This is a genomic window from Microbacterium sp. SORGH_AS_0428, from assembly GCF_031453615.1.
GTDB lineage: Bacteria > Actinomycetota > Actinomycetes > Actinomycetales > Microbacteriaceae > Microbacterium.
The window spans coordinates 2,106,428-2,131,172 of the sequence record NZ_JAVIZT010000001.1 but is presented as its reverse complement, the minus strand read 5'-3'; the positions used below and the strand labels follow the sequence as shown (position 1 = coordinate 2,131,172).

The following is a 24,745-nucleotide window of genomic DNA, read 5'->3' as shown; positions in this document are numbered from 1 at the left end:
GCGTGGGAGCACGCGAGCAGAGGAGAGCCATGTCGGATGAGCTGAACGTGCGCGTCGAACGCGGCGAGGACAGGTACGAGGTCTTCCTCGACGATGTGCCGGCGGGCTTCACCGCCTTCTACACGGACGAGGAGGGTCGCACGGTGTTCCCCCACACCCAGGTGGACCCCGCGTTCAAGGGCCACGGCGTGGCCAGCATCCTGGTCGAACGTGCTCTCGAGGACGAGGCGAGACGCGGCGAGACGGTCGTTCCGCTCTGCCCGTTCGTGGCGAAGTACCTGCACGAGCACGAGGTTCCCGGCCTCGAGGTCGCCTGGCCGTGACCCGACTCGACGCTCACGCCGAGGAGAGCCTCGAGCAGTCGGTCGACTGCGACGGCCCCCGCGCCGTCGTGCTGGAGGCGCGCGAGGTGCCGCTGGGCGGCGTGCGCGCGATGCAGGTGCACCGCGCGCTCCCGCAGCGCGAGCTGCCCATGGTCGGCGCATGGTGCTTCCTCGATCGCTTCGGTCCCCAGCAGGTGCGGATGCGGGTGGAGCCGCACCCGCACATCGGACTGCAGACGGTCACCTGGCCGCTGGTGGGCGAGGTGCGCCACCGCGACGGCATCGGCAGCGACGTGCTGATCTCCCGCGGCCAGCTGAACCTGATGACAAGCGGACGCGGCATCGCGCACTCCGAGTACTCGGTCACCGACGAGGCGATCCCCCTCGATGCCCTGCAGCTGTGGATCGCGCTGCCCGACTCCCGCCGCCACGGCGAGCCGGCCTTCGAGCAGCACACCGACCTGCCCGAACTGGCGCTGGCCGGCGGCGGCAGCGCCACCGTCGTGATCGGCGAGCTGGCGGAGGTGCGCTCGCCCGCATCCGCCTATACGCCGATCGTGGGCGCCGAGATCCGCGTGCCCGCCGGAGCGCGCGTCGCTCTGCCGCTGCGCGAGGACTGGGAGTACGCGCTGGTCGGCGTCGCCGGGACCCCGCGTGTGCACACGGCGGATGCCGAGCACACCGAGCTGGTCGGACTGCAGCTGCTGTACCTCGGTCGCGGACGCCGCGAGGCGGAGATCTCGAGCGCCGAGGACGCCACCCTCTTCCTCCTCGGCGGTGAGCCCTTCGAGGACGAGATCGTGATGTGGTGGAACTTCGTCGGACGCGATCACGACGAGATCGTGGCGGCGCGCGAGGAGTGGGAAGCGGGCTCGGCACGCTTCGCGCACGTCGTCGGCCACGGCGACGAACGCGTCCCCGCACCTCCCCTCCCGGCCGTACGTCTGACGCGTCGCCGGCGCCGGCTCTGAGCGACGGAGTTCTCCCGGTCTTGCCGGGCCGCGGGGCGCCCTGGCGCCGATAGTCTGGGGAGGTGGCCCGCACCTCCGTTCTGTCGACGCGCGTGCTGCTCGTCTGCGCCGCGATCGGTGTGGCCACGGGCATCCTCGGCGGCATCGCCGGCTGGGCCACGGTGCCGCTTCTCGGGTTCGTCCCGCCCCTGTACGGCCTTCTGCTGGGCGTGCACGTGCTGCCCGGCATCATCGCGCAGGAGGTGCTGCGCCGGCCCGGCGTCGCCCTTCTGGCGCACCTGCTGGCCGCACTCGTCTCCAGCGCCACCGCACCGCAGTACGCACTGCAGTTCCTGGGCACCGCCGTACTCTTCGGCGGCATCCAGGAGGTCGTCGCCGCCGCGACCCGGTACCGCTCCTGGCGCGCATGGCGCTTCTTCGTGTCGGCCCTCGTGATCGGCGTGATCATCGCCGCCGCGGTCTTCTTCGCCGCGCACCTGAAGACGCTGCCGATCTGGGCGCAGATCGCCTACCTCGCCATCTCGGTACTCGCCCCCGTCGCGTGGACGGCCGTGGGCCTGTGGGTCGGCATCGGATTGCGGCGCGCGGGCGTCGTGCGCGGCGGGCGCTGAGTCGATGAACGACGGTGCCGACAGCCCCGAGCGCCGCCGGCTCGCGCAACTCGCGGCCGATCTCATCCTCGAGAACGGCCTCATCGACCTGAGCCTGTCGGGCATCGCACGCGCGGTGGGCTCCAACAACCGGATGCTGCTGTACTACTTCGGTTCTAAGGAGCGGCTGCTGGAGGCCGCATCCGAGATCGCGATCGAGCGCTTCCCACACCTCGCCGCCGTGTTCGAGCGCCTCGCCGCCGACGACGCGCCGTTGCGGGAGCGCCTGCTGCGGGCCTGGCGGGACATCGGCGCCCCCGAGAACCGGCCGTACCTCGTGATGTTCTTCCACCGTTTCGCGGTCGCCCTCGGCGATCCCGAACGCTGGGACGAGTTCCTCTCGCACCTCGGCACGGGATGGGTGGGCCGCGTGCACGCGGTGTTCCTGGCCGACGGGTGGATGCCGGATGCGGCCGAGCTCGCCGCGACGCGCGTCGTCGCCGAGTGGCGCGGTCTGCAGTTCGCGCTCCTGTGCGGAATGGGACCGGAGCAGCTGACGGCGGCCTACGAACGCAGTATCGACGAACTCCTGGAGAAGGCGAGTTAGGTTAGGCTAAGTTGGGAGGACCCGCCCGTCCGAACCCTGGAACACCCGTGCCCGCTGCCTCCGCCGATCGCGACGCCCCGCCCGCCGCATCCGGCGTCGACGCGCCTCTTCTACACGTCGAGGATCTCTCGATCACCCACGAGGGCGCGACGCGCCCCTCCCCCGCCTCCGTCTCGTTCCGGATCGACCCCGGCGAGGTCGTGCTGCTGCTGGGCCCGAGCGGCTCCGGCAAGTCGACGCTGGCCCTGGCGCTGAACGGGCTCATCCCGCACGACATCCCCGCCGAGGTCACCGGGCGCGTGAGGGCTGGCGACCTGGATACCCGTGACGCCTCGGTCGCTCGGCTGAGCTCGCGGGTGGCGATGGTGTTCCAGGATCCCGATGCCCAGCTCGTGACCGGCACGCTCCTCGACGAGGTCGCCTTCGGCCCCGAGAACCTGCGCCTTCCCGTCGACGAGGTGCTCCGCCGCGCCGAAGACGCGCTGCGCCGGGTCGGGCTCTGGGACCGCCGGCACGAGAACCCGGACCGCCTGTCCGGCGGCGGACGCCAGCGTCTCGCGATCGCCGCCGCTCTCGCGATGGGCTCTCCGCTCCTGGTGCTCGACGAGCCCACCGCGAACCTCGATCCGCGGGGCATCGAAGAGGTGTACGCGACGCTCGCCGAACTCGTCGCGGCGGGCGATCGCGCCATCCTGCTGATCGAGCACAACCTGGATGCGGCCGTGCCGCTGATCGATCGCGTCGTCGTGCTGGATGCCGCCGGCGCGGTCGTCGCGGACGGGCCTGCCGACGACGTACTGCGCACGCGCGCGGAGGAGTTGCACGAGCTCGGCGTGTGGCTGCCGACCTGCGCCCTCGCGGCGCTGCGTCTGCGGGCAGCGGGATACCGCATGGAACCGTTGCCCCTGAGCCCGGACGAGCTGCACGCAGCGCTCGAAGCGCAGCCGGCACCCGCATCCGCCGCGCCCGCCGTCCGGGCGGACGCCCGGCCGCCCGGACTCAGCGAGCCGATCGTGCAGGTGCGATCGCTGACCCTGCGGCGGGGGCGCACCCAGGTGCTGCACGACGTGTCGCTCAGCGTCGCCGCCGGCTCCTTCGTCGCGATCGTCGGAGCCAACGGCGCCGGCAAGACGAGCCTGCTGCAGGCGATCGCGGGGGTCGTCGTCCCCCCGCGCGGCACCGTGACGGTCGCCGGCACCGACGTCGGCCGCGCCGACGCCCGGACGCTTCCGGCCCGCATCGGCTTCGTGTTCCAGAACCCGGAGCACCAGTTCATCGCGCATACCGTCGCCGACGAGATCTCGCACGGACTGCGCCGACAGCGGCTCGCCGACGACGAGGTCCGCCGCCGCACCGACGAGCTGCTCGTCCGGTTCGGTCTGGCAGAGCGCGCCCAGGCGCATCCCTTCCTGCTCTCGGGGGGCCAGAAGCGGCGCCTCTCCGTGGGCACGGCGCTCGTGGCCGGCGCGCCGGTGCTCGCACTCGACGAGCCGACCTTCGGGCAGGACCGCGCACGTGCGGACGAGCTGCTCGCCCTGCTCGCCCAGCTCAACGCCGCCGGCACCACGGTGCTCGTGGTCACGCACGACATGCAGCTCGTGACGGAGTACGCCGATCACGTGGTCGTCGTGCACGAGGGGCGCGTCGCCGCATCCGGCCGCACGTCCGACGTGTTCGCCGACACGGCACTCATCGAGCGGGCCGGGTTGCGTCCTCCGCCGCTGCGGCGCGCGCTCGCGCAGCTGGGCGGGCATCCCACCCTTTCCGGCGCCGTGCGGTTGGCGGATCTGCCGTGACGACGACGATCGACCCGTTCGCTGCTCCCGCGACCGCATCCGGGGCACGCTTCCTCTACGCACTCAATCCGCTCGCCAAGTTCGCGGCCATCATCCCGCCGAGTCTCGCGCTGGTCTTCGTCCGCGATGCGACGACCCCGCTCGTGTTCCTCGCCCTCGCCTACGCGCTGCTGCTCGTCGGCGCGCGTGCAACGCGGCAGGTGCTGATCACGCTGCTGCTCGCGCTGCCCGCCGCCACCCTCGTCCTCGGATGCGGCTTCGCCGTGTGGACGGATGCGGGCCAGGTCGACACCACACCGCTCGTGCTGCAGATCGGCGACTGGCGGCTGTTCTCCGGCGCTCTCGCGATCGGCTTCGCCACGGCACTGCGCCTGATCGCGATCCTGGCACTCGCCCTGGCGGCCGGGTTCACGACCTCGGGCGCCGACCTCGCCCGATCGCTCGTGCAACAGCTGCGCGTGCCGTACCGCATCGGCTACACGGCTCTCGCCGCCTTCCGATTCGTCCCGCGGTTCGCGCACGAGCTGGAGGTGATCCGGCAGGCGCACCGGGTGCGCGGATCGCACGGCGGACGAGGGCCTTTCGCGGCGATCGCCCGCTGGGGCGGGTACATCGTCCCCCTCCTCGCGGGCGCGATCCGTCACGCGGAGCGCGTCGCCCTCGCCATGGACGCACGCGCGTTCGGCGCCTACCCCGACCGCACCGAGCGCCATCTGGTGCCCTTCCGCATCCGCGACGTCGTCTTCGTCCTCGCGTTCTGGGCCGTCTCCGCGGCCGTCCTGCTCGTCGCGCACCCGTGGGCCGGCGCCTGACCCACCCGACAGAAAGGCTTCGCATGGCTCGGTTCTCCCGGCTCGTGAAACCCGCTTCACCCGACCTCCTGCATCTGCGGGTGCTCGGCACCGAACGCCTCAGCGAGCACTGGATGCGAGTGACCCTGGGCGAGGGAGAGATCGACAGGTTCGTGCCGCTCGGCTTCGACCAGTGGTTCCGCCTCTTCCTCCCCGTCGGCGGCGACGAGGGCTTGGAGCGGATCCCCGCGAAGGCGAACAAGCTGATCGGGTACCTGAAGTACCTGCGCATCCCGGACGGCGTGCGCCCCGTCATGCGCAACTACACCGTGCGCGCGTTCCGGGCAGCCACCGCGGACGCCGGCGCAGAGATCGACGTCGACTTCGTGCTGCACGGCACAGGACCCGATGCCGGCCCCGCGTCCCGGTGGGCGGCATCCGCACGCCCCGGCGACAGCGTCGTGATCATCGACGAAGGGCTCGGGTTCGATCCGGCCCGCGGCGTCGATCGGGTGATCCTGGCCGCGGACGAGACCGGCCTGCCCGCGGTGTCCGGGGTGTGCGCCTCGCTGCCGGCGAGCGCGACGGGCGTCGCGCTCATCGAGGTGCCGTCCGCGGCCGACGCGCTGCCGTTCGACGCTCCCGCCGGCGTCGAGGTGCGGTGGCTCGTGCGCGATGCGCAGACCCGCCCCGGCAGCCTCGCCCTGGCCGCCCTCGAGGACGTCCCACTGCCCGCGCAAGGGGTGCACGCGTTCATCGTCGGCGAGCAGTCGCTGCCCACATCCGCTCGCCGTGCTCTCGTCGCCCGCGGCCTCGACAAGGCCTCGATCAGCTTCATCGGCTACTGGCGGATGGGCGCGGCGCGACCCGCTCCCACCACCGCGGAGGTCGACGCGTGAGCGCCCCCGCCGTCCAGAAGCCGCGAACGGCACGCGGGCGCATCCCGACCCTGGTGCTGCTGACCTGCGCGGCGATCGGCGTCGCCGGGGGCGTGGTGCTGTGGGGCGTGACCGCCCTGTCCACCCTGCTGTTCGCGGTCGCACCCTTCGCGTCGGTGGCGCTGGCGGGGATGTGGCTGCTGCCGGCGACCATCGCGCTGCGACTGCTGCAGCGCCCGGGCGTGGGCCTTCTCGTGGGCCTCATCTCCGGCATCGTCGTGCTGCCCTACATCGGCACCAACCTGTGGTGGGCGTTCTTCGCCGAGCTGCCGTTCCTGCTCGTGCTGTACCGCTACTGGGGAACCTGGCTGCACTTCGCCGGCGCGCTCATCATCGGCGTGGTCTATCCGTTGTTCGCGGCCGAGTACTTCAACCTGTGGACCATGCCGCTGCCCGCGATGATCGGCTTCTTCGCGCTGACGATCGGGAGCTGCCTCGCGGGCACCGCGATCGGCGTCGTGATCGCCGACGCCCTCCGGCGCGCGGGCGTCGCCCGCCTCGCCCGCCGCCAGCCCCGCTGACCCACCCGGTTGGAGGGACCCGAAACGCGCCCCGCGGACCCGAACCGCGACGTTTCGGGTCCCTTGAACACGGTCGATGCGGCGCCACACATGTTCGAGGGACCCGCGATGCGGCCGGTGCCCTCGCGCGGCGACATCACGGGTCCCTCGAACGGGACGGCGCGGCGGCTACTTCCGGCCGGTCACCTGACGCGCGACGATCTCGCGCATGATCTCGTTCGTCCCGCCGTAGATGCGATGCACGCGGGCGTCGACGAACGCGCGGGCGACCGGGTACTCGAGGATGTAGCCGTACCCGCCGTGCAGCTGGACGGCGGCGTCGAGCACCTCCCACTCGCGCTCCGTCGTCCAGAACTTGACCTTGGCGGCCTCTTCCGGCGTGAGCTTGCCCTCGCCGTACAGCGCGATGGCACGGTCGACGTAGGCCCACAGCACGTCGACGGTGGTCGCCATGTCGGCGAGGCGGAAGCGCGTGTTCTGGAAGTCGGCGATCGCGTGGCCGAACGCCTCGCGGCTGCTCGTGTAATCGAGCGTCCAGCGCAGACCGGCCTCGGCCGCGGCGGCCGCGGCCACGCCGATCGACAGTCGCTCGAGCGGCAGGTTGCGCATGAGCTGGACGAAGCCGTGACCGGGCTCGCCGCCGATGAGGTTCTCGTCGGGGATGAACACGTCGGTGAACGACAGCTCCGCCGTGTCGTGCCCGGCGAAGCCCATCTTGTGCAGCTTCTTGCCGTGGTCGAAGCCTTCCATGCCGTTCTCGACGAGCACGAGGCTGAAGGCATCGGGACGATTGCCCTCGCCCGTCTTGACGAAGGTCACGACGAGGTCCGCCGTCGCACCGGACGAGATGAAGGTCTTGGCACCGTTGAGGATCCAGCCTCCGTCCACCTTCTTCGCCACGGTCGAGATTCCGCGCAGGTCGCTGCCCGCACCGGGCTCGGTCATGGCCAGTGCGCCGATGACCTCGCCCGTGGCCATGCCCGGCAGCCACTTCTGCTTCTGCTCCGGCGTGCCGAAGTGCGCGAGGTACGGCACGGCGAGGTCGTCCTGGATGCCGAAGGCACCCGCCAGCGACCCGAGACCGGCCTTGATGACCTCCTCGTTGACCACAGCGCGGAAGCGGTAGTCCTGCAGCATCCCCGCGCCGCCGAACTCCTCGGGAACCGACAGTCCGATGATCCCGGCGTCGCCGGCCGCCCTCATGGTCTCGCGGTCGATCTGACCGGCCGCATCCCACGCTTCGCGCCGGGCGTTCGTGCCGTAGCGCTTGATGAACTCGACCACGACCTCCCGGAAAGCCTCGTGATCCTCGTCGTAGATGTCGCGTTCCACGGACGTCTCCTCCATCTCGGGGCGCCTGCGTCGACACGCTGCGGCGCCATCGCCTGACGCGATCCTAGACCGGCGGGCGGGCGCGGAGCACACCACGCTGTGGAATCGCATTCCACGCACACCGAAACCGAGTGTCGCGATTGTGGAGGCCCTCCAGCGGATCACTTCCCCTCGGTACGCACCGGGTCCGTACCGTCCGGGGCGACGCCGTAGAAGACCGAGCGGTAGTCGCCGTCGAACCAGAAACGCGCGCGCACCGGACCCGCGTACTGCCCGAACGTCGGCGAGTCGATGTCGCTGTCGACCGCCCGCTCCAGCCGCAGTGCGACGCCGCTCAGGCTGCCGATGCCCTCCGTGTCGGCGGCCGTCCGCACGGCGGTCCACAGCCCGGGCCAGGACACCTCATCGAGCGAGAACTGCTCTGCGGCCGAATCCGGCTGCGACGGCGCCGGACCGTCGCGGATCACCTCACCGCGGCGGTACTCCCAGCGGTCGGTATCGGTGGAGCCGGGTGTCACGGGAGCATCGACGAGGATGACATCCTCGCTCACCGAGATGGTGACCACCCGATCGTGCCCGATCGTCGCGGTGAGGGCAGCGACCGCGTCGGCGGTCGTCTCCGGCTGGCGCAGATCCGCTGTGAGCCGCCCCTGTCCGAGAGCGGTGATGGTCTGAGCGACCGCGGTCGGATAGGGCAGGGCCACCGATGTGCCGGCGACGAGGAACGCGAGGGCGAACAGCACGAACCGCAGCCCCCTCCCCTTCGGGCCGATGCCGATCAGGGGCCCGCGTCGGCGCCCCTTGATCGTCACCGCCCCCGGCTCGGGCAGGCGCGGCTCGCCGAGTTCGGCCGGGGCAGGCATGCGGATTCCCGCGTACGGCGCCTGGGTGACGTCATCGTCGGCGAACGCCACGTCGGCACCGTCCGCGCTCAGCAGCGCGACCGCGCGCAGGCTCCCCGGCTGGACCGCGGGGATGTCGACGAGCCGCACGAGCTGGCGGACGCGCGCGCGATACGCGGGGCCCTCGAGCGGCTGGATGCTGAGATCGAGATCGCACACCGGCTGATCGTTGATGAGCGTGCCGGTCTGGGTCACGGCGTCGATGCGGGCGAGGGCCATCCTGCCCTCGGACCGCGCCGCGTCGAGGTCCGAGGCCGATGCGGCGGGCAGTCCTCGCGTGGCCCTCGCGATCAGTATCAGGATGCCGCTGAAGATCGCCAGGACCATCCCAGCCGGGAAGGTGATCTCGCCGGCGCCCGGCGGGCCGATCTCCGAGACCACGAGAGCGCCGATGGCCATCCCCGCCCCCACGAAGAACAGAAGGCGGATCACGTCTCCATGCTAACGAGCCGTCCCGGCCACCGGTGCCGCCCTGGCCGGGTCAGCCTGCGTAGGAGGGGGCCGCGGGGAGTCCGAAGAACTCCTCGAGCGTGTGCCAGCCGCCCTCGTGATACGCCCGCGCCAGCTCCGGCCCGATGTAGCGGAGGTGCCAGGGCTCCGCCTCGTACCCCGTCACGGGCGTTGCCCCCTGCTCGTAACGGACGACGAACCCGAACTGCCAGGCGTTCGCTGCCACCCACTGCCCCTCGGGCGAGGACCCGAAGTCGTCGAGGGTGCCGCATCCGCTCCCGCAGGGCATGAGGTCCATCGCGAGCCCGAGCTGGTGCTCGCTGAAGCCGGGCCGGGCGCTCGAGACTTCCGCCTCGGCCTGCCCGCCGCGCGCCACGTTCTCCTGGTAGGTCGCGACCTGGGTGTCGTAGGAGCGGTAGCCGCTGAGCTGTCCGAGCGTGCCGACACCGGCCGTCTCGACGGCCTCCGCCATCTGCTGCAGCGCAGCGGCGGCGTCCTGGCGGAGCACCCCGGCGTTGAAGGTCTGCAGGCCCTGCACCTGCACGATGCCCTGTGGTTCGTAGTCGATCGGGTTCAAGGGCCGCTGCTTGTTCACGACGACCCAGCGGCGGGCCGGATCCGACAGCGAGATGCACGGGGCGGTTCCGGAGACGACCGCCTCGCGGAAGGACATCCCCCCGCCGGCGGCCACGATCACGGCCTCGTCGTCGCCGGCTGCGACCGCCGCGGCGACGGCCGGGTCGTCGCAGATGGATGCGGCCGCAGGCGCCCGGGTGAAGACCGGCGCGGGGATGCTCTGTACGGCAGGCGGAGCCGCCGGTGCACCGGGAGCGGCTACCGGCACTCCCCCCAGAAGAGCGCTCACCCACAGGACCCCCACCACGATGGCGGCCATCGCGGCGCACGCGACCGCGACGCGGCGGCGACGGAGGCGCCCGGACGCGACGCGCGCAGCGCGGCGCGAGGGAAGCGTCTCGGGTGACGCGGTGGAGATCACGCTCTATTGTGCCTCCCGTGCGCACGCCCGACGAGTCGTATCAGATCTCTGTGCGATGTGCGATCGTTCTCGGTTGACATCGGATCGAATCTTTGTTCCACTTTCGTCATGCGATGGAACGGTCAGAAGGTGGGCGAGGAGGATGCGTCGGCGTTGCCCGGGATGGAGCGACTCGAGGGGCTCGTGCGCTCGGTGACGACGCCGGAGTTCGCGGGCATGACCTTCCACGAGGTGGCGGCGCGCTCCGCGTTGAATCACGTGCCCGGCTCTTCCGCGATGCCCTTCGACTGGACGATCAACCCGTACCGGGGGTGCAGCCACGCCTGCACGTACTGCTTCGCACGCGGAACGCACACGTACCTCGACCTCGACGCGGGTCGCGACTTCGACACCCAGGTCGTGGTGAAGGTGAACATTGCTGAGGTCCTCGAGCGCGAGCTCGCCCGCAGCTCGTGGGGTCGTGAGCACGTCGCGCTCGGCACCAACACCGACCCGTACCAGCGCGCGGAGGGACGCTACCGACTCATGCCCGGCATCATCGACGCCCTGGCCGCGTCCGGAACCCCGTTCTCCCTCCTCACGAAGGGAACACTGCTACGCCGCGATCTGCCGGTGCTGCAGCGCGCGCACGAGCGGGTCCCCGTGTCGATAGCGATGTCGATCGCCCTGTTCGACGACGACCTGCAACGCTCTGTCGAGCCGGGCACGCCGACGGCCCAAGCCCGCCTCGACACGGTGCGGGCGGCGACGGATGCGGGCTTCCGCGTCACGGTCTTCCTCATGCCCGTGATGCCCCACTTGACCGACTCGATCGCGGCGCTCGACGATGCGTTGCGGCGGATCAAGGCGGCGGGGGCGGTCCGCGTCGTCTACGGCGCACTGCATCTGCGCCCGGGCGTGAAGCCCTGGTTCATGGCGTGGCTGCGCCGCGAGCATCCCGAGCTCGTCTCGAGCTACCTGGGGCTGTATCCGGGAGCGTCGGTGAGCGCTCCGAAGGCGTACCGGCAGTGGCTCGGTCGGCGCGTGCGACCGCTGCTGCGGGTGCACGGACTCGATGGCCGCGACGAGGAGGAGCCGGTGCGTGCGCGGCCGGTCGCACCCGGAGCACGTGCGGCGGCGGCCGCCGCATCCGTGCGTGTCACCGGATCGGCACCGCAGCCCGCGCGCCTGTTCTGACCCGAGATGCGGCAACGCCCCCTCGCACGGGGCGAGGGGGCGTTGCGTGACTCGGCGTCAGGCGGAGGCGACGTCGGCGAGCTGGCGCCCGGCGACCTCCTCGACGACGTCGTCGCCGGGGCGGACCTCTTCGAACGGCGCGTCGATCTCGGCGCGCGAGAGCAGCTCCGTCATGCGACGGCGGCGCTGACGCGGCACCAGGGTGACGACGGTACCGCTGCGACCGGCACGACCAGTACGGCCCGAGCGGTGCAGGTACGTCTTGTACTCGTCGGGAGCATCGGCCTGGATGACCAGGTCGATGTCATCGACGTGGATGCCGCGCGCCGCGACGTCGGTGGCGACCAGCACGTTGACCTTGCCGTCGGTCAGGCGCTGCAGGTTGCGCGTGCGCTTGGCCTGGTTGAGGTCTCCGTGCAGGGCGACGGCGGAGATGCCGGCATCCTCGAAGTTCTCGACGAGCATCTCGGCGAACGCGCGGGTGCGCGAGAAGACGAGCGTCTTGCCGTCGCGGTCCACGAGGGACGCGAGCAGCTCGGCCTTGTCGCGGTGGTCGACGACGAAGACACGGTGATCGATGGTTCCGGTCTCCTGCGTCTCGCCCGCGACCTCGTAGACGGCCGGGTCGACGAGGAACTCGTCGACGAGGGCTGCGACCTCGCGGTCGAGCGTGGCGGAGAACAGCAGCTTCTGGCTGCCCTCGCCCGTCAGGCGCAGGATGCGCTGCACGGGCTCGGCGAATCCGAGCTCGGCCATGTGGTCGGCCTCGTCGAGCACCGAGACCTGCACCTCGGACAGATCGAGCTTGCCCTGGTTGATGAGGTCCTCGATGCGGCCCGGGGTACCGATGATGATGTCGATGCCCTTCTTCAGCGCACCGACCTGACGCGCCTGGGGCACGCCGCCGTAGATCTGCGTGGTGAACAGGCCGACGCTGCGCGCGATCGGCTGCACGGTGCGGTCGATCTGGAGCGCGAGCTCACGCGTCGGGGCGAGGATGAGCGCCTTGGGGCGGCGTCCGAACTCGCGACGGGTGCCCGCCTGCGAGCGCAGGATGCGCTCGACCAGCGGCGCGCCGAAGGCGATCGTCTTGCCGGAGCCGGTGCGGCCACGGGCGAGCACGTCGCGTCCCTCGAGGATCGGGGGGATCGTGGCGGACTGGATCGGGAACGGGCTGGGGGCGCCGAGCTCGGCGAGCACCTTCACGATGTTCTGACCGAGACCGAGCTCACCGAAGCCCTGACCCTCGATGGTCTCGGCCTGGACGGCCTCGGCCTCGAGACGCTCGTGCACGACGTCGACGTGCTGCTCGTGCGCCTTGGTCGTCGCGTTCTCCCCACGGCCCCTCCACGCATCGCTCCCGCGCTGCGCGGAGCCTCCAGCCGTGTGGGCCCAATCCGAGCGGTTTCCGCCCTCGCGACGCGCGGGACGCTCGTCGAAGGAGCGGCGCGGACGGTCGTCGAACGAACGCGCCGGGCGGTCCTCGAAGGAGCGACGGGGGCGGTCGTCGAACGAACGCGCGGGGCGATCTCCGTCACGACGGGCCGGACGGTCACCATCACGACGAGCCGGACGGTCATCGAAGGAGCGAGCCGGACGGTCGTCGAAGGACCGACGGGGACGGTCGTCGAACGAACGCGCGGGGCGGTCGCCGTCACGACGGGCGGGACGGTCGTCGAACGAACGACGCGGACGGTCGTCGAAGGAGCGAGCCGGACGGTCATCGAACGAACGACGCGGACGGTCATCGAACGAACGCGCCGGACGGTCACCGTCACGACGAGCCGGACGGTCGTCGAAGGAGCGAGCCGGACGGTCATCGAACGAACGACGCGGACGGTCATCGAACGAACGCGCCGGACGGTCACCGTCACGGCGAGCCGGACGGTCGTCGTACGAGCGACGGGGACGGTCGTCGAACGAACGCGCGGGGCGGTCGCCGTCACGACGGGCGGGACGGTCGTCGAACGATCGGGCGGGACGGCCCTCGCGGATGCCGCGGGCCTCGTCGCGGCCGGCGCGCTCGGCGGCGGTCCACCGGCGCTTGGGGGCCGACTCCGCAGCTTCCTCGCGGTATCCGCGGTGGCCCGGGCTCTTGGATCCGGTCGAGCCGGCCGAGGACTCGCCCGGACGACGCTTGCGGTCCTGGAAGGAGGTCTTCGTGCCGTAGCGGGGCTCGAAGTTCTTGGCCGGACGTCCGCCGGCGGGCTTCTTGTTCTTGGGCATGGGTGATTCTTCCTGGGTTCTCTTCGCACGAGAACAGCACCCGCTCAGAACGCGGGCATACCCGGACTACCGTCGGCCGGGGCCATTTTCGATGATGGTCATGTGCGCCGAGCGGCGCTCACCATCGGCCCCATGGACTCACAAACCCATCCGCGCACCACGCGGTGTCCAGAGCCGACATTCCAGAGTACCCCACGCGGCTGGGAAAGTGCCTCACGTGAGTACGCTGAGAGGATGAGCGCCGATCCGACCGGAGTCCGTCACCGCCTGTCGTCATCGAACGGATCGGCCGAGATCACCGAGGTGGGCGCCTCCCTGCGCGCGTTGCGGATCGACGGCATCGACCTCGTCCCGCACTATCCCGACACCGCGCCGACGCCCGCCGCCTCCGGGGTCGTTCTGGTGCCCTGGCCCAACAGAGTGCGCGACGGACGCTGGTCGCAGCACGGCACCGACTACCAGCTCGCGCTCACCGAGCCCAAGCTCGGCAACGCCTCGCACGGGCTGCTGCGCTTCACCCCCTATCGGGTGGTGGGTTCCGAGGCGGACGCCGTGACGCTCGAGGCCGCGGTCTTCCCCCAGACCGGCTACCCCTTCCACCTCGCGACCCGCGTCACCTACGCCCTGACCGAGGACGGTCTGGAGGTCCTGCACCAGATCACGAACCTCGGCTCGGATACGGCGCCCGTCGCGCTCGGCACGCATCCGTACCTCTGCATCTCGGACGTACCCACCGCCGAGCTCCAGCTCGAAGTGGATGCAGCGACGTGGTTCCGCCTCGACGAGCGCAACCTGCCCATCTCGGAGGAGCCCGTGGATGCGGCGCACGACCTGCGCACACCGCGCCGGGTCGGAGACCTCACGCTCGACACCGCCTACTCGACGCTCCGCCGCGGAGCGGACGGTCGCGTCCGCGGCGTGCTCCACGCACCGGATGGCCGGCGCCTCGAGCTGTGGGCCGGTGCCGGGTTCGAGTACCTGCAGGTCTTCACGACCGACCGCTACCCGGGGCAGGAGGTCGCGGTCGCGATCGAGCCGATGACCGCCCCCGCCGACGCTCTGAACTCGGGCCGCGACCTGCGCTGGCTCGAGCCCGGCGAGACATGGGAGCTCGCGTGGGGCCTCTCGCTCACACGCGCCTGAGACGTCTGACCCGGACCCGCGAGTGAGCACTCGTCCGGCGAGCACGCATCCGCTGTGATGCTCACTCGGTGATCGGATGCTCGCTCGGTGCCGACGGTCCCGCTGTTCCGCGTCCGTCGGTAACACGCATCGGGGTTGGCGGTAACCTCCGACGGATATCGTTGACCCATGCGGTTTCGGCCGCTGCGGCGACGCCGACCGGCTGAGCTGCTCGCCAGCCGGTGCGTGCAAGGGGCTCCACGTTTCCACCGGCCGGATCGGTGTCCGTCTGGGTGGAGGGTACCCGCATGTTGCGTACCGTGTTCGCGTCGTTTCCTGCTTCGAGCCTCAGCGGGGCAGACCCCACGCCGCCGCGCGTGCGCCTGCAGCGCGCGGTGACAGGGCTCCTGCAGGCGGATGCCCTGCGTCTCGCCGTGCTGGCGCTGACGATCCTGCTCACCGGGCTCGGGATCTCGATCGCGACGACGACGAATCCGCAGTGGTGGCGACTGCACTTCAGCGAGCTGGGCACGTACGGTGACGCGTCGGCGATGTTCTTCAACGGCACGCTCATCCTCGGCGGCTCCACCGTGCTGCTGTTCGCACGCGCCGCCGCGCGTCAGCTCCGCCCGCTGGAGGGCACGCGCGTGCGCCGCGGCACGGCGACGACCGCCCGCATCCTCTTCTCGGTCGTCGGCGCGAACCTGGCTCTGGTGGGATGCGTGCCGCTGACGACCAACGGATTCGTCCACGATCGGGTCGCCGCCGCCATGGTCCTCGGCTTCGCCGGACTCCTGCTGACGAGCCCGTTCATGATGCACCGCTTCCCGAAGCGGCTGGTGCTGACCACGGGATTCGTGTTCGTCGGCCTGTTCGCAGGGGCCTGGGTCTTCGTCACGGGCACGATCAACCTCGCTCTGTTCGAGGTCATCGCCTTCAGCGCGATGTTCGGGTGGTCGGGCGTCTTCCTCAGCGCTCTGGCCGCGTGCGCAGCGCCCGCCGCCCAGACCGAACCGGTGGCGTCCGCATCCGCGTCGACGGAGCCGGTGGTCGCCGCCCGCACCCCGGTTTCCGATGCCGAACCGCAGGGCGCGACCGGCACGGGCGCCGTCGAGGTCAGGACCCCCGCAGCGCCCGCCGCGTCGTCGGCGCATCGGGTTCCCCGGCGGTCTCGGGCGAGCCGGATGCCGGTTCGTCGCCGGCGCGTCGCGCACGCCGGCGCTCTCTCGCACCCTCGACGAGGTTGTAGAGCGTCGGCAGCACGAGCAGCGTCAGCACCGTCGACGAGACCAGTCCGCCGATGACCACGATGGCCAACGGCTGAGAGATGAAGCCGCCGTGGCCCGTGATCCCCAACGCCATCGGGGTGAGCGCGAAGATCGTCGCCGCCGCCGTCATCAGGATGGGACGGAGTCTGCGTGAGCCGCCCGCGACCGTGGCGTCGTGGGCGTTCAGCCCCTTCTCGCGGTACTGATTGACCAGATCGACGAGCACGATCGCGTTCGTCACCACGATGCCGATGAGCATCAGCACACCGATGAGCGAGGCCACGCCCAGCGGCACACCCGTCGCGATCTGCAACAGGATGGCGCCGGTCGCCGCGAACGGCACGGACACCAGCAGCAGCAGCGGCTGACGCAGCGACTTGAAGGTCGCGACCATGACGATGTACACGATCAGGATGGCCGCGAGCATCGCGAGACCCAGCTGGGTGAACGCGTCGGTCTGCTGGGTGACGACGCCGCCGAGCGAGGCGTCGGCCCCCGTGGGCAGCGATACGTCGGCGAGCGCCTTGTTGACGGTCGCGTTGGCCGAAGTCAGGTCGTCGCCCGACGGGGTGACGGTGACCGTGGCGGTGCGCTGGCCGCGCTCGGTCGTGATCGAAGTGGGCCCCTGGCTCTGCTCGACCGTCGCGATCTGGTCGAGTCGCACGACACCGCCCACGCTCGGGATGGTGAGCGCCCGCAGATCGTCGATGGTCACCGGGACCTGGGATGCGGCGAGGTAGACCGTCAGCGAGGTGCCGTCGATCTCCACGGAGCCGACCTGACGCGGCTGCATGGTGCCGGAGACGAGCCCGCCGACGGCGACCTCGGACAACCCGCGCGCCGCGGCCGCATCCCGATCCACCGTCACGGCGATGTAGGGCAGCGACGCGGAGAGGTTGCTCGTGACCTGCGAGATGCCGTCCTTGCCCTCGAGGCCCGACTGCACCGCATCCGTCGCCTGCTGCAGGGTCTGCTGGTCCGGCGCGGTCACATCGATCTCGATGTCACTCGAGCCGAAGCCGCCGCCGGAGGAGGCGATCGCGATGGTGCCCACGTCATCGAGATCGGCGAGGGCGGACTGCACGCGGTCGCGGAGGGCGAGCTGATCGGCTCCCGCATCCGTCGTGATCGAGTAGGTGATGCCGCCGCTGCCACCGGAGAACGCGTCGCGCACGGCGGAGCCGCTCGATCCGATCGAGACCTGCACGGTCTCGATGCCGTCCACGCCCTTGAGGGTCTCCTCCACGCGGGACGCCGCGGCGTCCTCCGCGTCGAGGCTGGCGGCCGGACCCAGGGTCTGCGTGATGGTCAGCGTGTTCTGACCGGAGTCGCCGAGGAAGTTCGTCTTCATCAGCGGCGCGAGCGCGCCGGTTCCGACCAGGACGAGCAGCGCGAGGCCGAGCGTGACCCACGAGTGCTTGAGCGTCCACGAGAGCACCGGCAGGTACGCCTTCTGCAGGCGCGAGGGCGGCGCGGACGGGTCCTCCGGGTCGATGCTCTCGCCGTCGGGTCCCTCCACCGGCTTGCCCGGCTTGAGGAACCAGTACGCGAGAACAGGCACGATCGTGAGCGACACGAACAGCGAGGCGGTCATCGCGAGGGTGACCGTCAACGCGAAGGGACGGAACAGTTCGCCCGTGAGGTCTCCCACGAAGGCGATCGGCAGGAAGACCGCCACGGTCGTGATCGTGGATGCGGTCACCGCTGCCGCCACTTCACGCACGGCGAGCAGGATGGAGGCGCGTTTGTCGGCGTCGCCGACGTAGTGCCGACGGATGTTCTCGATGACGACGATCGAGTCGTCCACGACGCGGCCGATCGCGATGGTCAGCGCGCCGAGGGTCAGGATGTTGAGCGAGTAGCCGAACGCCTGGATGCCGATGAAGGTGATCAGCACGCTCGTCGGGATCGAGATCGCCGTGACGATCGTCGCGCGCACCGACAGCAGGAAGACCAGGATGACGAGAACCGCGAAGACGAGCCCGAGCAGCCCCTCCTGCGCCAACGCCTCGATCGACTGCTCGATGTAGGGCGCCTGGTCGAAGACCACGGAGAACTGGGCATCGCCGCCGAGCGCATCGCTCAGCTGCGGCAGCGCGTCGGTGACGGCGCGGGAGACGTCCACCGTGTTCGCCGCCGGGAGCTTGGTGACGGCGATCGTCAGAGCCGGCTCACCGTTGACCCGGGAGAGCGAGGTGACGGGATCGGCCGCTTCGGCGACCGTCGCGACCTGGCCTATCGTCACGGTACCCGCGCCGAACTGCGCCGCATCCGTGGGCACGAGCGGGAGCGCCGCGAGTTCGTCGACCGAGGTGATCTTGGCGCCGGTCTGCACGGTCAGGGTCTGGTCGCCCTCGGTGATGGCACCGCCCGGGAAGAGCACGCCGTTCTTGTCGAGCGCATCGGTGATCGCCTGCTGCGTGAAGCCGGATGCGGCGAGCTGCGCCGCATCCGGGGTGATGACCACGCGCTTGCCGATGCCGCCGACGATCTGCGCCGCGTTGACGCCGACGAGATCCTGGATCTCGGGGATGACCGCGGACTCGAGCTTGTCCTGGATCGCCTGCGCGTCGGCGTAGCCGGTGACGGCCAGCTGGATGACGGGCAGGTCGTCGATCGACACGGAGATGACGTTGGGCTCGACACCGGTGGGCAGCTGGTCCTTGATGCGCCCGATCGCGAGACTGATCTTCTGCTCGGCGGTGGCGAGGTTGGTGCCGTAGGTGAACGACGCCCGCACGATCGAGGCATTGGTCGTGCTCGTCGCCGTCGTGGATTCGAGGCCCGGCACGCCCTGGATCGCGGTCTCGATGGGCGTCGAGACATCGTTGGAGACGACCTCGGGCGAGGCGCCGGGGTAGGTCGACAGAATCGACAGCTGTGGGAACTCCACCGAGGGGATGAGCTCCTGCTTGAGGCTCGTCAGCGCGAGCGAGCCGAAGATCGCCGCGACGATCGTGATGAGCGCGATGAGGGCGCGGTTCTTCAGGCTGAGGACTGCCAGATGTGACACGGGAGCGCTTTCAGGACGGCCGACTCGAGAGGGGTGCAGCGGCGAGGAGGCACGATACAGGGCTGTATCGGGCTCAGTATCTCACGCGTTCTCGGGCTTTCGCCGGGCCCGTGCCGCTACCCGGCGACGAGACCGCCGACCGCGAGACCGACAGCCGCGGCGGCGATCGCCAGAACGAGCGTTCCGACCGTGTTGGTGGCGGCCGCCCAGCCGCGCCGGTCGGTCGCCATGACGGCGCTGACCGCAGCCACCGAGCTGAAGGTCGTGAAGCCTCCCAAGAGCCCCGTGCCGATCACGGCGAGCAGCGCCGCATCCGAGACCGCACCGGTCAGCAGACCGAGCGCGAACGATCCGGTCACGTTGATGACGAGCGTCCCCCAGGGGAAGCGGGCGCCCACGAGTGTGCTGACGGCGAGGTCGACGACGTAGCGCGCACCCGCGCCGACGCCGCCGGCGACGGCGACGACGAGGAAGACGAGCGGCGTCACGCGGCCCCCCTCCGGCCGAGGGCGAGGCCCGCCAAGGCGGCGGCGAGTCCCACGGCCACGGTGGCGAGGGTCAGCGCCACGGCCGTCCCGTCGACCGCCTGCACCGCGAACGTGCTGTAGGTCGTGTACCCGCCGAGCACACCGGTTCCGAGCAGCTGACGCAGGTCTCGGGAGCGCGCGGTCTCTGCGCGGCGGGTGAGCACCGCCGTCAACAGCCCCAGCGCGAACGCCCCCGTGACGTTGATGACGGGGACCGCGATCGGATGCCACGCGGGGGCGTCGATGAGCAGAAGCCCGGCCCGCGCGCCGGTGCCGATCGCGCCGCCGAGGACGATCAGCCCGAGATGCCGCCACGAGAAGCCTGCTGCCACGGGGCAACGCTACTCCCGCCGCGGACGTCTCCTTCCGACATCCGTCCGCGCGTGGTTCGTCACTCGCCGTCGGCACTCAGCCTTCGACGAGGCGGCGGATCGCGGTCTCCGGCGAGACGCCCGTCTCCAGCAGCCGCCCCTTGGCGTAGGCCCGCCAGACGCGCGGATCGATGTAGCTGCTGCGCGCGACGGAGGGCGTGTTGCACAGCACCGCGGACGTCGCCTTGACGGCGTCGCGCTCCGCCAGCTTGCGTGCCTTCTTCGTCTCCACGTGCCCGAGCAGCGCGAGGCTCTCCGCGGCGGTGACTGTGCCCCGCAGTGTCCGGAAGTCCTTCGCGGTGAAGTCGCCGCCGGTGAGCACACGGATGTAGGCGTTCACCTCGCCCGGCGTCAGAGCCACGCGCCGCCTGCCGCGCCGGTAGGCCAGCAGCGGCGAGCGCGGACGGCCCGCCGTCAGCTGCTCGAGAACCACCGCCAGGTCCTCGTCCTCGATGCGGATGCGGGCGCGCACCCCGCTCTTCGCGGGGAAGTCGAGTTCGATCACCCCGGCCTCGACGCGGACATCGCGGCGCTGCAGGGTCGTCAGACCCCGCCCTCCGCCGCGACGCAGGTACTTCGTGGAACCGATCCGGATGGCGCCCGCATCCAGCATGCGGAACGCGGCGGCGAGCACGGCCTCGCGCGAGTCGTCGGCTCGCCGCAGTGCCGCCGTCACCCGCCCCCGGGCGCGCGGCAGCGACTCCGCCAAGGCGAGCGCGCGGGCGTACTTGCCCTTGTCCCGTTTCGCCGACCAGTCGGGGTGGTAGAGGTACTGCCGGCGTCCGGCGTCGTCGGTGCCGACCGCTTGGATGTGACCGTTGTCCTTCGCGCAGATCCAGACCTCCCGCCACGCCGGCGGGATGACGAGCGCCTCGATGCGGGCACGCTCCGCCGCTGTGACCTTCGTGCCGTCGGGTCGCGTGTAGCTGAACCCCGTGCCGCTGCGTGTGCGGGAGATCCCCGCATCCGATCCGGGATCGACCCGGGCCAGTCGTGCCACGTCAGTGGTTGCGCAGAGCCGAGATCAGCTCCGCCTTGCGCTTGCCGGAGTATCCGGTGAGACCGAGCTCCTTCGCCCGCTTCCGCAGTTCGGCAACCGTCCAGTCCTCGTAGTCGCCGGAGCGTCCGCCGCGCCGGCCGACGGCGGAGCGCCCGTCGCGCGCCGCCGCGTTGGAGATGCGCGCGGCCTTCTCCTTCGAGGCGCCCTCGTCCCGCAACTCCTCGTACAGCTTCGGATCCTTCAGGCTGTTCGCCCCGCGTCCACCCGGCATGTCGGCCTCTCCCGCCCCGCGTCCGCGAAGCGTTCCCCCGACGCTAGAGCGCGCCGCATCCGTCCATCAGCGGGCTTGACATGTGAGAGGACGCGCGCCTACGCGACTAGCACCGGGCGCTTTCGAGCGTCAACCCCTCTGACGCTGTGAGTGCGCAGTGGGAATGTTGGCATGTGCCCACGAGGCATCCGGGTCGCGCGGCGTCCCGGCGAGAACGAGGAGAATCCAGATGAACATCGCACTGCTCATCATCATCGTCGTCGCCATCGTGCTGGCGATCGTCGGAGGCCTCAACACAGCGCTGAACTGGCTGCTGTGGGTGGCCATCATTGTCGGCGTCATCGCGCTGATCGCATTCCTGCTCCGAGTCATTCGAGGCGGCAGCAAGGTCTGACACCTCGAGAAAGGGGCATCCGTCGCCGACGGGTGCCCCTTTTTCGTGTCCGGCCGTGCGCGGGTAGCGTGAGCGCATGGTCTCCGCGCGCGAGCACATCGATCCCACCCCGTTCGTCGAGGCGAACCGCGCCAACTGGGACGAGCGCGCAGAACTGCATGCCGCTCGCGACGGGTCGGGATACGGGATCGAACGCTTCGTCGACGACCATGAGGCGCTCTCCGACGTCGTCCGCTTCGATCTGCCTCTGCTCGGCGACATCCGCGGCCGGCGCGCCGTGCATCTGCAGTGCCATATCGGCACCGACACGCTCTCCCTCGCACGCCTCGGCGCACGCGTCACCGGGCTGGACTTCTCCGAGACCGCGATCGCCGAGGCCCGGCGGCTCGTCGCCGAGTCCGGCGACGACGTCGACTTCGTCCGCTCCGATGTGAGGGATGCGGCATCGGTGCTGCAGCCCGCATCCTTCGACCTCGTCTACACCGGCATCGGAGCGCTGTGCTGGCTGCCGCGGGTCGACGAGTGGGCGCGCGTCGTGGCGGCGCTGCTCGCCCCCGGCGGATCGTTGTTCATCCGCGAGGGACACCCCATCCTGTGGTCGGTCAACGAGACGCTCGAGGACGACATCCACCTCCGCTTCTCCTACTTCGAGCCCGCCGAGCCGCTCGAGTGGGACGACGACTCCACCTACGTGCCGACGACGCGTCCGCTGACGGCGACCAAGACGTATGAGTGGAACCACGCCCTGGGCGAGATCGTGACCGCGCTGCTGGACGCGGGCCTGCGCATCGACGCGCTCGTCGAGCACGACAGCGTGCCGTGGGAGGCTCTGCCCGGCCGCATGACGCACCGCGCCACCGACGGCGAATGGGTGCTCGCCGGCCGTTTCGCCGGCGTCATGCCGCTCACCTACACGATCCGCGCCACCAAGCCCGCCTGATCCCCTGCGGCGCCCTCCCCGCGGCCCCCTCCCTTCCGACCGCGGGTCCGAACTCCTGCAAACTCCCCTCGGCAGCGCGGCCGAGAGGCCGGATCGGCCGCGCTGCAGGAGTCCGGGTCTTCCGAATCGAGATATATCGTGTTATCTTCGCAACGCGATATATCTCGATAGACGAGGAGAACCGACATGGCACCGGAAAAGTGGCTCATCCACCCCGGCGAGACGCGCGTGATCGACCTGGACGACATCACGCACCTGAAGGTGGGCCTGGTCGGCGGTGAGATCGACATCGTCGCCCACGACGAACCCGGCGTGCGCATCGAGGTGCACGCCGTCACGACCAAGGATCTGCGCATCTCGGCCGAGGACGGCCGCATCGAGATCGACCACCCGCAGCTGCGCTGGGACAACTTCCTCGAGGTGTTCCGCAACTTCGGCTCCGGAGGCCCCAAAGCCGAGATCAGCGTCGCAGTTCCCGCGGACATCGCGCTCACCCTCGGCGTCGTGAATGCCAGCGCTCTCGTCTCCGGCCTCGCCGCGGACGCGCGCGTCAACACGGTCTCGGGCGATGTGATCGTGGACGGACTGAGCGGCGACCTCACCGTGAACGCGGTCTCGGGCGACGTCCAGAGCCGCGGGCTCGACGGCGCGCTCAACGCGAACAGCGTCTCGGGCGACGTGACGGCGACGGGCCGCATCACGAAGGCGACGGTCGACACGGTGTCCGGCAACATGATGATCGACGCGATCGGCCCGGTGCACCAGATCGGTCTGAACACCGTCGCCGGCGGCACCACCATCCGGCTGGATGCGGGACTGCCCGCCAACTACGTGGTGCGCAGCGTCAGCGGACGCGTGCAGATCGACGGGGTGCCGCACTCCGGCCGCGGCAGCGGACCGACCACGAACTACTCGGGCTCGGTCGGCGAGCTCAGCGGCAGCTTCGTCGACGTGCGGGCGAACTCGGTCTCGGGCGACATCACGGTGCTGCGCCGCCCCGCCGCGGAGGACGAACTGTGATGGCCCCGGTCTTCTCGCACGGCGACCTGCGCCTGTACCTGCTGAGCCTTCTCGACGAGTCGCCTCGCCACGGCTACGACCTCATGCAGGCCCTCGCCGACCGCACGGGCGGCACCTACACGCCGAGCGCCGGCACGATCTATCCCCGCCTCGCGAAGCTGGAGGAGGAAGGCCTGGTCACCAAGACCGTCGACGGTCGCAAGACGGTCTACGCGCTCACGGATGCGGGGCGCGCCGAGGTCGCATCCCGTCGGGGCGAGCTCGAGGGCATCCAGTCCGATCTCGCCGACTCCGTGCGCCTCATCGCCCAGGAGGTGCGCGGCAGTGTGCGCGAGGCGATGCGGAGCCTGCGCGCCGATCTCGCCGCGGCGTCCAAGGCCGACCGGGATGCTCCCGCCCGCCCCCGCGAGGACGACGAGCGCAGCGCGGCACGCGAGCAGCTGCGCCGCGCCGAGGCGGCGGTCGCCGACTTCCGCACGCAGGTGCGCGCCGACATGCGCACGCACGTCGCGCGCGGCGGCCAGCTCTCCGCATCCGCGGTCGACGCCTTCATCGAGGCATTGGATGCGGCGACGCGTGAGCTCACCCGCGGATTGCGCGGCTAGGGGCTACTCGACCCAGGGATCGTCCGCATCGGCCAGGGGCTCCTCGAGAGGAACGACGAGCACCGGCCGGTGCTGACGGTGCGCGAGGCGTGCGGCGACGGAGCCGGTGAAGAACTCGCGCAGCGTCTCGCCGAATCCGCGCCGGCGCGTGCCGACCACGATCACGACGGCGTCCACCTGATCGGCCAGATCCTTCAGCGCCATCGCGGGATCGCCGACGAGTGAGCGCAGCGTCCACGAATCCGGCGCGAGGAGCTTCTCGGCTCGATCACGCACGGCGTCCGCCTGCGCCTGCCCCGCCGCGAGGTTCATATCGATGGGCGCGCTGTGCTCGACTCCGTCGGGATCGGCGTAGGTGACGAACCGGGTCACGTCCACATACGCGACGATGAGATCTCGCCCGAAGAGCCGCGCATAGCGGGCTGCCTCGTTCCACACTCGATCGGGAAGGTCCGCGGTCGCTCCCAGCACGACCGGCCCGACAGCTTCTTCGCCCATGACTCCTCCGCGGGCGGCGGCGGGAGAGACCCCGCGAACCACCGTGTTATTGTTAATGCTACTCTTCCCGGTTCAGAAACCGGACTACGCGGATGC

General features: G+C 70.7%; 24 protein-coding genes and 1 pseudogene. 15 read left to right on the top strand and 10 right to left on the bottom strand.

From position 1 onward, the window contains the following. The first annotated feature begins 29 nt into the window (after positions 1-29). The 8 genes from QE374_RS10295 (at position 30) to QE374_RS10260 (ending at position 6,537) form a co-directional block, all read left to right on the top strand. Complete coding sequence (locus QE374_RS10295) at positions 30-323, top strand: GNAT family N-acetyltransferase (protein ID WP_309734584.1); 294 nt, start codon at positions 30-32, stop codon at positions 321-323. Further along, entirely contained in the window at positions 320-1,294 is a 975-nt protein-coding gene (locus QE374_RS10290; RefSeq protein WP_309734583.1) for a pirin family protein, read from the top strand. The genes QE374_RS10295 and QE374_RS10290 overlap by 4 nt, the downstream gene beginning before the upstream one ends. A gap of 62 nt (positions 1,295-1,356) precedes the next feature. Beyond that, entirely contained in the window at positions 1,357-1,905 is a 549-nt protein-coding gene (locus QE374_RS10285; RefSeq protein ID WP_309734582.1) for an ECF transporter S component, read from the top strand. 4 nt (positions 1,906-1,909) lie between these two features. Further along, a complete protein-coding gene (locus QE374_RS10280) occupies positions 1,910-2,491 on the top strand; it encodes a TetR/AcrR family transcriptional regulator (protein WP_309734581.1) in 582 nt (193 codons plus the stop codon). Between the two features lie 47 nt (positions 2,492-2,538). Then, positions 2,539-4,287, top strand: a complete 1,749-nt coding sequence (locus QE374_RS10275; protein ID WP_309734580.1) for an energy-coupling factor transporter ATPase — start codon at positions 2,539-2,541, stop codon at positions 4,285-4,287. Continuing rightward, positions 4,284-5,099 carry an energy-coupling factor transporter transmembrane component T gene (locus QE374_RS10270; RefSeq protein WP_309734579.1) on the top strand — a complete coding sequence of 272 codons (816 nt, stop codon included), beginning with the start codon at positions 4,284-4,286 and terminating at the stop codon, positions 5,097-5,099. The genes QE374_RS10275 and QE374_RS10270 overlap by 4 nt, the downstream gene beginning before the upstream one ends. Positions 5,100-5,122: 23 nt before the next feature. Further along, the gene (locus QE374_RS10265) at positions 5,123-5,977 is read left to right on the top strand and encodes a siderophore-interacting protein (protein ID WP_309734578.1); all 855 of its coding nucleotides are present in this window, start codon (positions 5,123-5,125) and stop codon (positions 5,975-5,977) included. Beyond that, a complete protein-coding gene (locus tag QE374_RS10260) occupies positions 5,974-6,537 on the top strand; it encodes an ECF transporter S component (RefSeq protein WP_309734575.1) in 564 nt (187 codons plus the stop codon). The genes QE374_RS10265 and QE374_RS10260 overlap by 4 nt, the downstream gene beginning before the upstream one ends. A gap of 168 nt (positions 6,538-6,705) precedes the next feature. Here the strand turns inward: QE374_RS10260 and QE374_RS10255 are convergent, their stop codons facing one another. From QE374_RS10255 to QE374_RS10245, 3 genes are all read right to left on the bottom strand, one after another. Continuing rightward, on the bottom strand, positions 6,706-7,869 hold the full coding sequence (locus tag QE374_RS10255; protein ID WP_309734573.1) for an acyl-CoA dehydrogenase family protein: 1,164 nt from the start codon (positions 7,867-7,869) through the stop codon (positions 6,706-6,708). A 161-nt stretch (positions 7,870-8,030) separates the two neighbouring features. Beyond that, positions 8,031-9,203, bottom strand: coding sequence for a hypothetical protein (locus QE374_RS10250; protein ID WP_309734572.1), 1,173 nt, complete (start codon positions 9,201-9,203; stop codon positions 8,031-8,033). Positions 9,204-9,252: 49 nt separating this feature from the next. Next, the gene (locus QE374_RS10245) at positions 9,253-10,218 is read right to left on the bottom strand and encodes a M15 family metallopeptidase (RefSeq protein ID WP_309734570.1); all 966 of its coding nucleotides are present in this window, start codon (positions 10,216-10,218) and stop codon (positions 9,253-9,255) included. Between the two features lie 108 nt (positions 10,219-10,326). On the opposite strand from QE374_RS10245, the gene QE374_RS10240 reads away from it, so the two are divergent. Continuing rightward, positions 10,327-11,394 (top strand): Rv2578c family radical SAM protein, encoded by a 1,068-nt coding sequence (locus QE374_RS10240; RefSeq protein WP_309734568.1) that lies wholly within the window; start codon positions 10,327-10,329, stop codon positions 11,392-11,394. Between the two features lie 57 nt (positions 11,395-11,451). Here the strand turns inward: QE374_RS10240 and QE374_RS10235 are convergent, their stop codons facing one another. Further along, positions 11,452-13,620 (bottom strand): DEAD/DEAH box helicase, encoded by a 2,169-nt coding sequence (locus tag QE374_RS10235; protein WP_309734566.1) that lies wholly within the window; start codon positions 13,618-13,620, stop codon positions 11,452-11,454. Positions 13,621-13,854: 234 nt separating this feature from the next. Here QE374_RS10235 and QE374_RS10230 point away from each other — a divergent pair, with 234 nt between their 5' ends. Beyond that, positions 13,855-14,763: an aldose 1-epimerase family protein gene (locus QE374_RS10230; RefSeq protein WP_309734565.1), complete on the top strand. Its 909-nt coding sequence runs from the start codon at positions 13,855-13,857 to the stop codon at positions 14,761-14,763. 287 nt (positions 14,764-15,050) lie between these two features. Then, a pseudogene (locus QE374_RS10225) lies at positions 15,051-15,650 on the top strand (DUF998 domain-containing protein); the annotation flags it as partial. Positions 15,651-15,858: 208 nt separating this feature from the next. On the opposite strand, the gene QE374_RS10220 reads toward QE374_RS10225, so the two are convergent. The 5 genes from QE374_RS10220 to QE374_RS10200 all read right to left on the bottom strand — a co-directional run bounded on the left by QE374_RS10220 (position 15,859) and on the right by QE374_RS10200 (position 21,192). After that, positions 15,859-19,023: an efflux RND transporter permease subunit gene (locus QE374_RS10220; RefSeq protein WP_309734563.1), complete on the bottom strand. Its 3,165-nt coding sequence runs from the start codon at positions 19,021-19,023 to the stop codon at positions 15,859-15,861. Positions 19,024-19,139: 116 nt separating this feature from the next. Then, the gene (locus QE374_RS10215; RefSeq protein WP_309734561.1) at positions 19,140-19,511 is read right to left on the bottom strand and encodes a CrcB family protein; all 372 of its coding nucleotides are present in this window, start codon (positions 19,509-19,511) and stop codon (positions 19,140-19,142) included. After that, complete coding sequence (locus tag QE374_RS10210) at positions 19,508-19,882, bottom strand: CrcB family protein (protein ID WP_309734559.1); 375 nt, start codon at positions 19,880-19,882, stop codon at positions 19,508-19,510. Before QE374_RS10210 ends, QE374_RS10215 begins: the two co-directional genes overlap by 4 nt. 76 nt (positions 19,883-19,958) lie before the next feature. Beyond that, positions 19,959-20,921 carry a DNA topoisomerase IB gene (locus QE374_RS10205; protein ID WP_309734557.1) on the bottom strand — a complete coding sequence of 321 codons (963 nt, stop codon included), beginning with the start codon at positions 20,919-20,921 and terminating at the stop codon, positions 19,959-19,961. Between the two features lies 1 nt (position 20,922). Beyond that, on the bottom strand, positions 20,923-21,192 hold the full coding sequence (locus QE374_RS10200) for a Rho termination factor N-terminal domain-containing protein (RefSeq protein ID WP_309734555.1): 270 nt from the start codon (positions 21,190-21,192) through the stop codon (positions 20,923-20,925). A 229-nt stretch (positions 21,193-21,421) separates the two neighbouring features. On the opposite strand from QE374_RS10200, the gene QE374_RS10195 reads away from it, so the two are divergent. The 4 genes from QE374_RS10195 to QE374_RS10180 all read left to right on the top strand — a co-directional run bounded on the left by QE374_RS10195 (position 21,422) and on the right by QE374_RS10180 (position 24,151). Continuing rightward, positions 21,422-21,586 carry a hypothetical protein gene (locus QE374_RS10195; RefSeq protein WP_309734553.1) on the top strand — a complete coding sequence of 55 codons (165 nt, stop codon included), beginning with the start codon at positions 21,422-21,424 and terminating at the stop codon, positions 21,584-21,586. Between the two features lie 76 nt (positions 21,587-21,662). Continuing rightward, a complete protein-coding gene (locus tag QE374_RS10190; RefSeq protein ID WP_309734551.1) occupies positions 21,663-22,526 on the top strand; it encodes a class I SAM-dependent methyltransferase in 864 nt (287 codons plus the stop codon). Positions 22,527-22,712: 186 nt separating this feature from the next. Beyond that, the gene (locus QE374_RS10185; protein ID WP_309734549.1) at positions 22,713-23,546 is read left to right on the top strand and encodes a DUF4097 family beta strand repeat-containing protein; all 834 of its coding nucleotides are present in this window, start codon (positions 22,713-22,715) and stop codon (positions 23,544-23,546) included. Then, positions 23,546-24,151 carry a PadR family transcriptional regulator gene (locus QE374_RS10180; RefSeq protein WP_309734547.1) on the top strand — a complete coding sequence of 202 codons (606 nt, stop codon included), beginning with the start codon at positions 23,546-23,548 and terminating at the stop codon, positions 24,149-24,151. Before QE374_RS10185 ends, QE374_RS10180 begins: the two co-directional genes overlap by 1 nt. A gap of 3 nt (positions 24,152-24,154) precedes the next feature. Here QE374_RS10180 and QE374_RS10175 read toward each other — a convergent pair whose 3' ends face one another. Continuing rightward, complete coding sequence (locus QE374_RS10175) at positions 24,155-24,649, bottom strand: universal stress protein (RefSeq protein ID WP_309734545.1); 495 nt, start codon at positions 24,647-24,649, stop codon at positions 24,155-24,157. Positions 24,650-24,745 lie beyond the last annotated feature (96 nt).

What these genes read in the sequence shown, in the direction of transcription:
- QE374_RS10295 (WP_309734584.1), top strand. Translation starts at nt 30, where the DNA reads ATGTCGGATGAGCTGAACGTGCGCGTCGAACGCGGCGAGGACAGGTAC.
- QE374_RS10280 (WP_309734581.1), top strand. Translation starts at nt 1,910, where the DNA reads ATGAACGACGGTGCCGACAGCCCCGAGCGCCGCCGGCTCGCGCAACTC.
- QE374_RS10265 (WP_309734578.1), top strand. Translation starts at nt 5,123, where the DNA reads ATGGCTCGGTTCTCCCGGCTCGTGAAACCCGCTTCACCCGACCTCCTG.
- QE374_RS10240 (WP_309734568.1), top strand. Translation starts at nt 10,327, where the DNA reads ATGCGATGGAACGGTCAGAAGGTGGGCGAGGAGGATGCGTCGGCGTTG.
- QE374_RS10235 (WP_309734566.1), bottom strand. Translation starts at nt 13,620, where the DNA reads ATGCCCAAGAACAAGAAGCCCGCCGGCGGACGTCCGGCCAAGAACTTC.
- QE374_RS10230 (WP_309734565.1), top strand. Translation starts at nt 13,855, where the DNA reads ATGAGCGCCGATCCGACCGGAGTCCGTCACCGCCTGTCGTCATCGAAC.
- QE374_RS10200 (WP_309734555.1), bottom strand. Translation starts at nt 21,192, where the DNA reads ATGCCGGGTGGACGCGGGGCGAACAGCCTGAAGGATCCGAAGCTGTAC.
- QE374_RS10195 (WP_309734553.1), top strand. Translation starts at nt 21,422, where the DNA reads ATGAACATCGCACTGCTCATCATCATCGTCGTCGCCATCGTGCTGGCG.
- QE374_RS10190 (WP_309734551.1), top strand. Translation starts at nt 21,663, where the DNA reads ATGGTCTCCGCGCGCGAGCACATCGATCCCACCCCGTTCGTCGAGGCG.
- QE374_RS10185 (WP_309734549.1), top strand. Translation starts at nt 22,713, where the DNA reads ATGGCACCGGAAAAGTGGCTCATCCACCCCGGCGAGACGCGCGTGATC.
- QE374_RS10180 (WP_309734547.1), top strand. Translation starts at nt 23,546, where the DNA reads ATGGCCCCGGTCTTCTCGCACGGCGACCTGCGCCTGTACCTGCTGAGC.
- QE374_RS10175 (WP_309734545.1), bottom strand. Translation starts at nt 24,649, where the DNA reads ATGGGCGAAGAAGCTGTCGGGCCGGTCGTGCTGGGAGCGACCGCGGAC.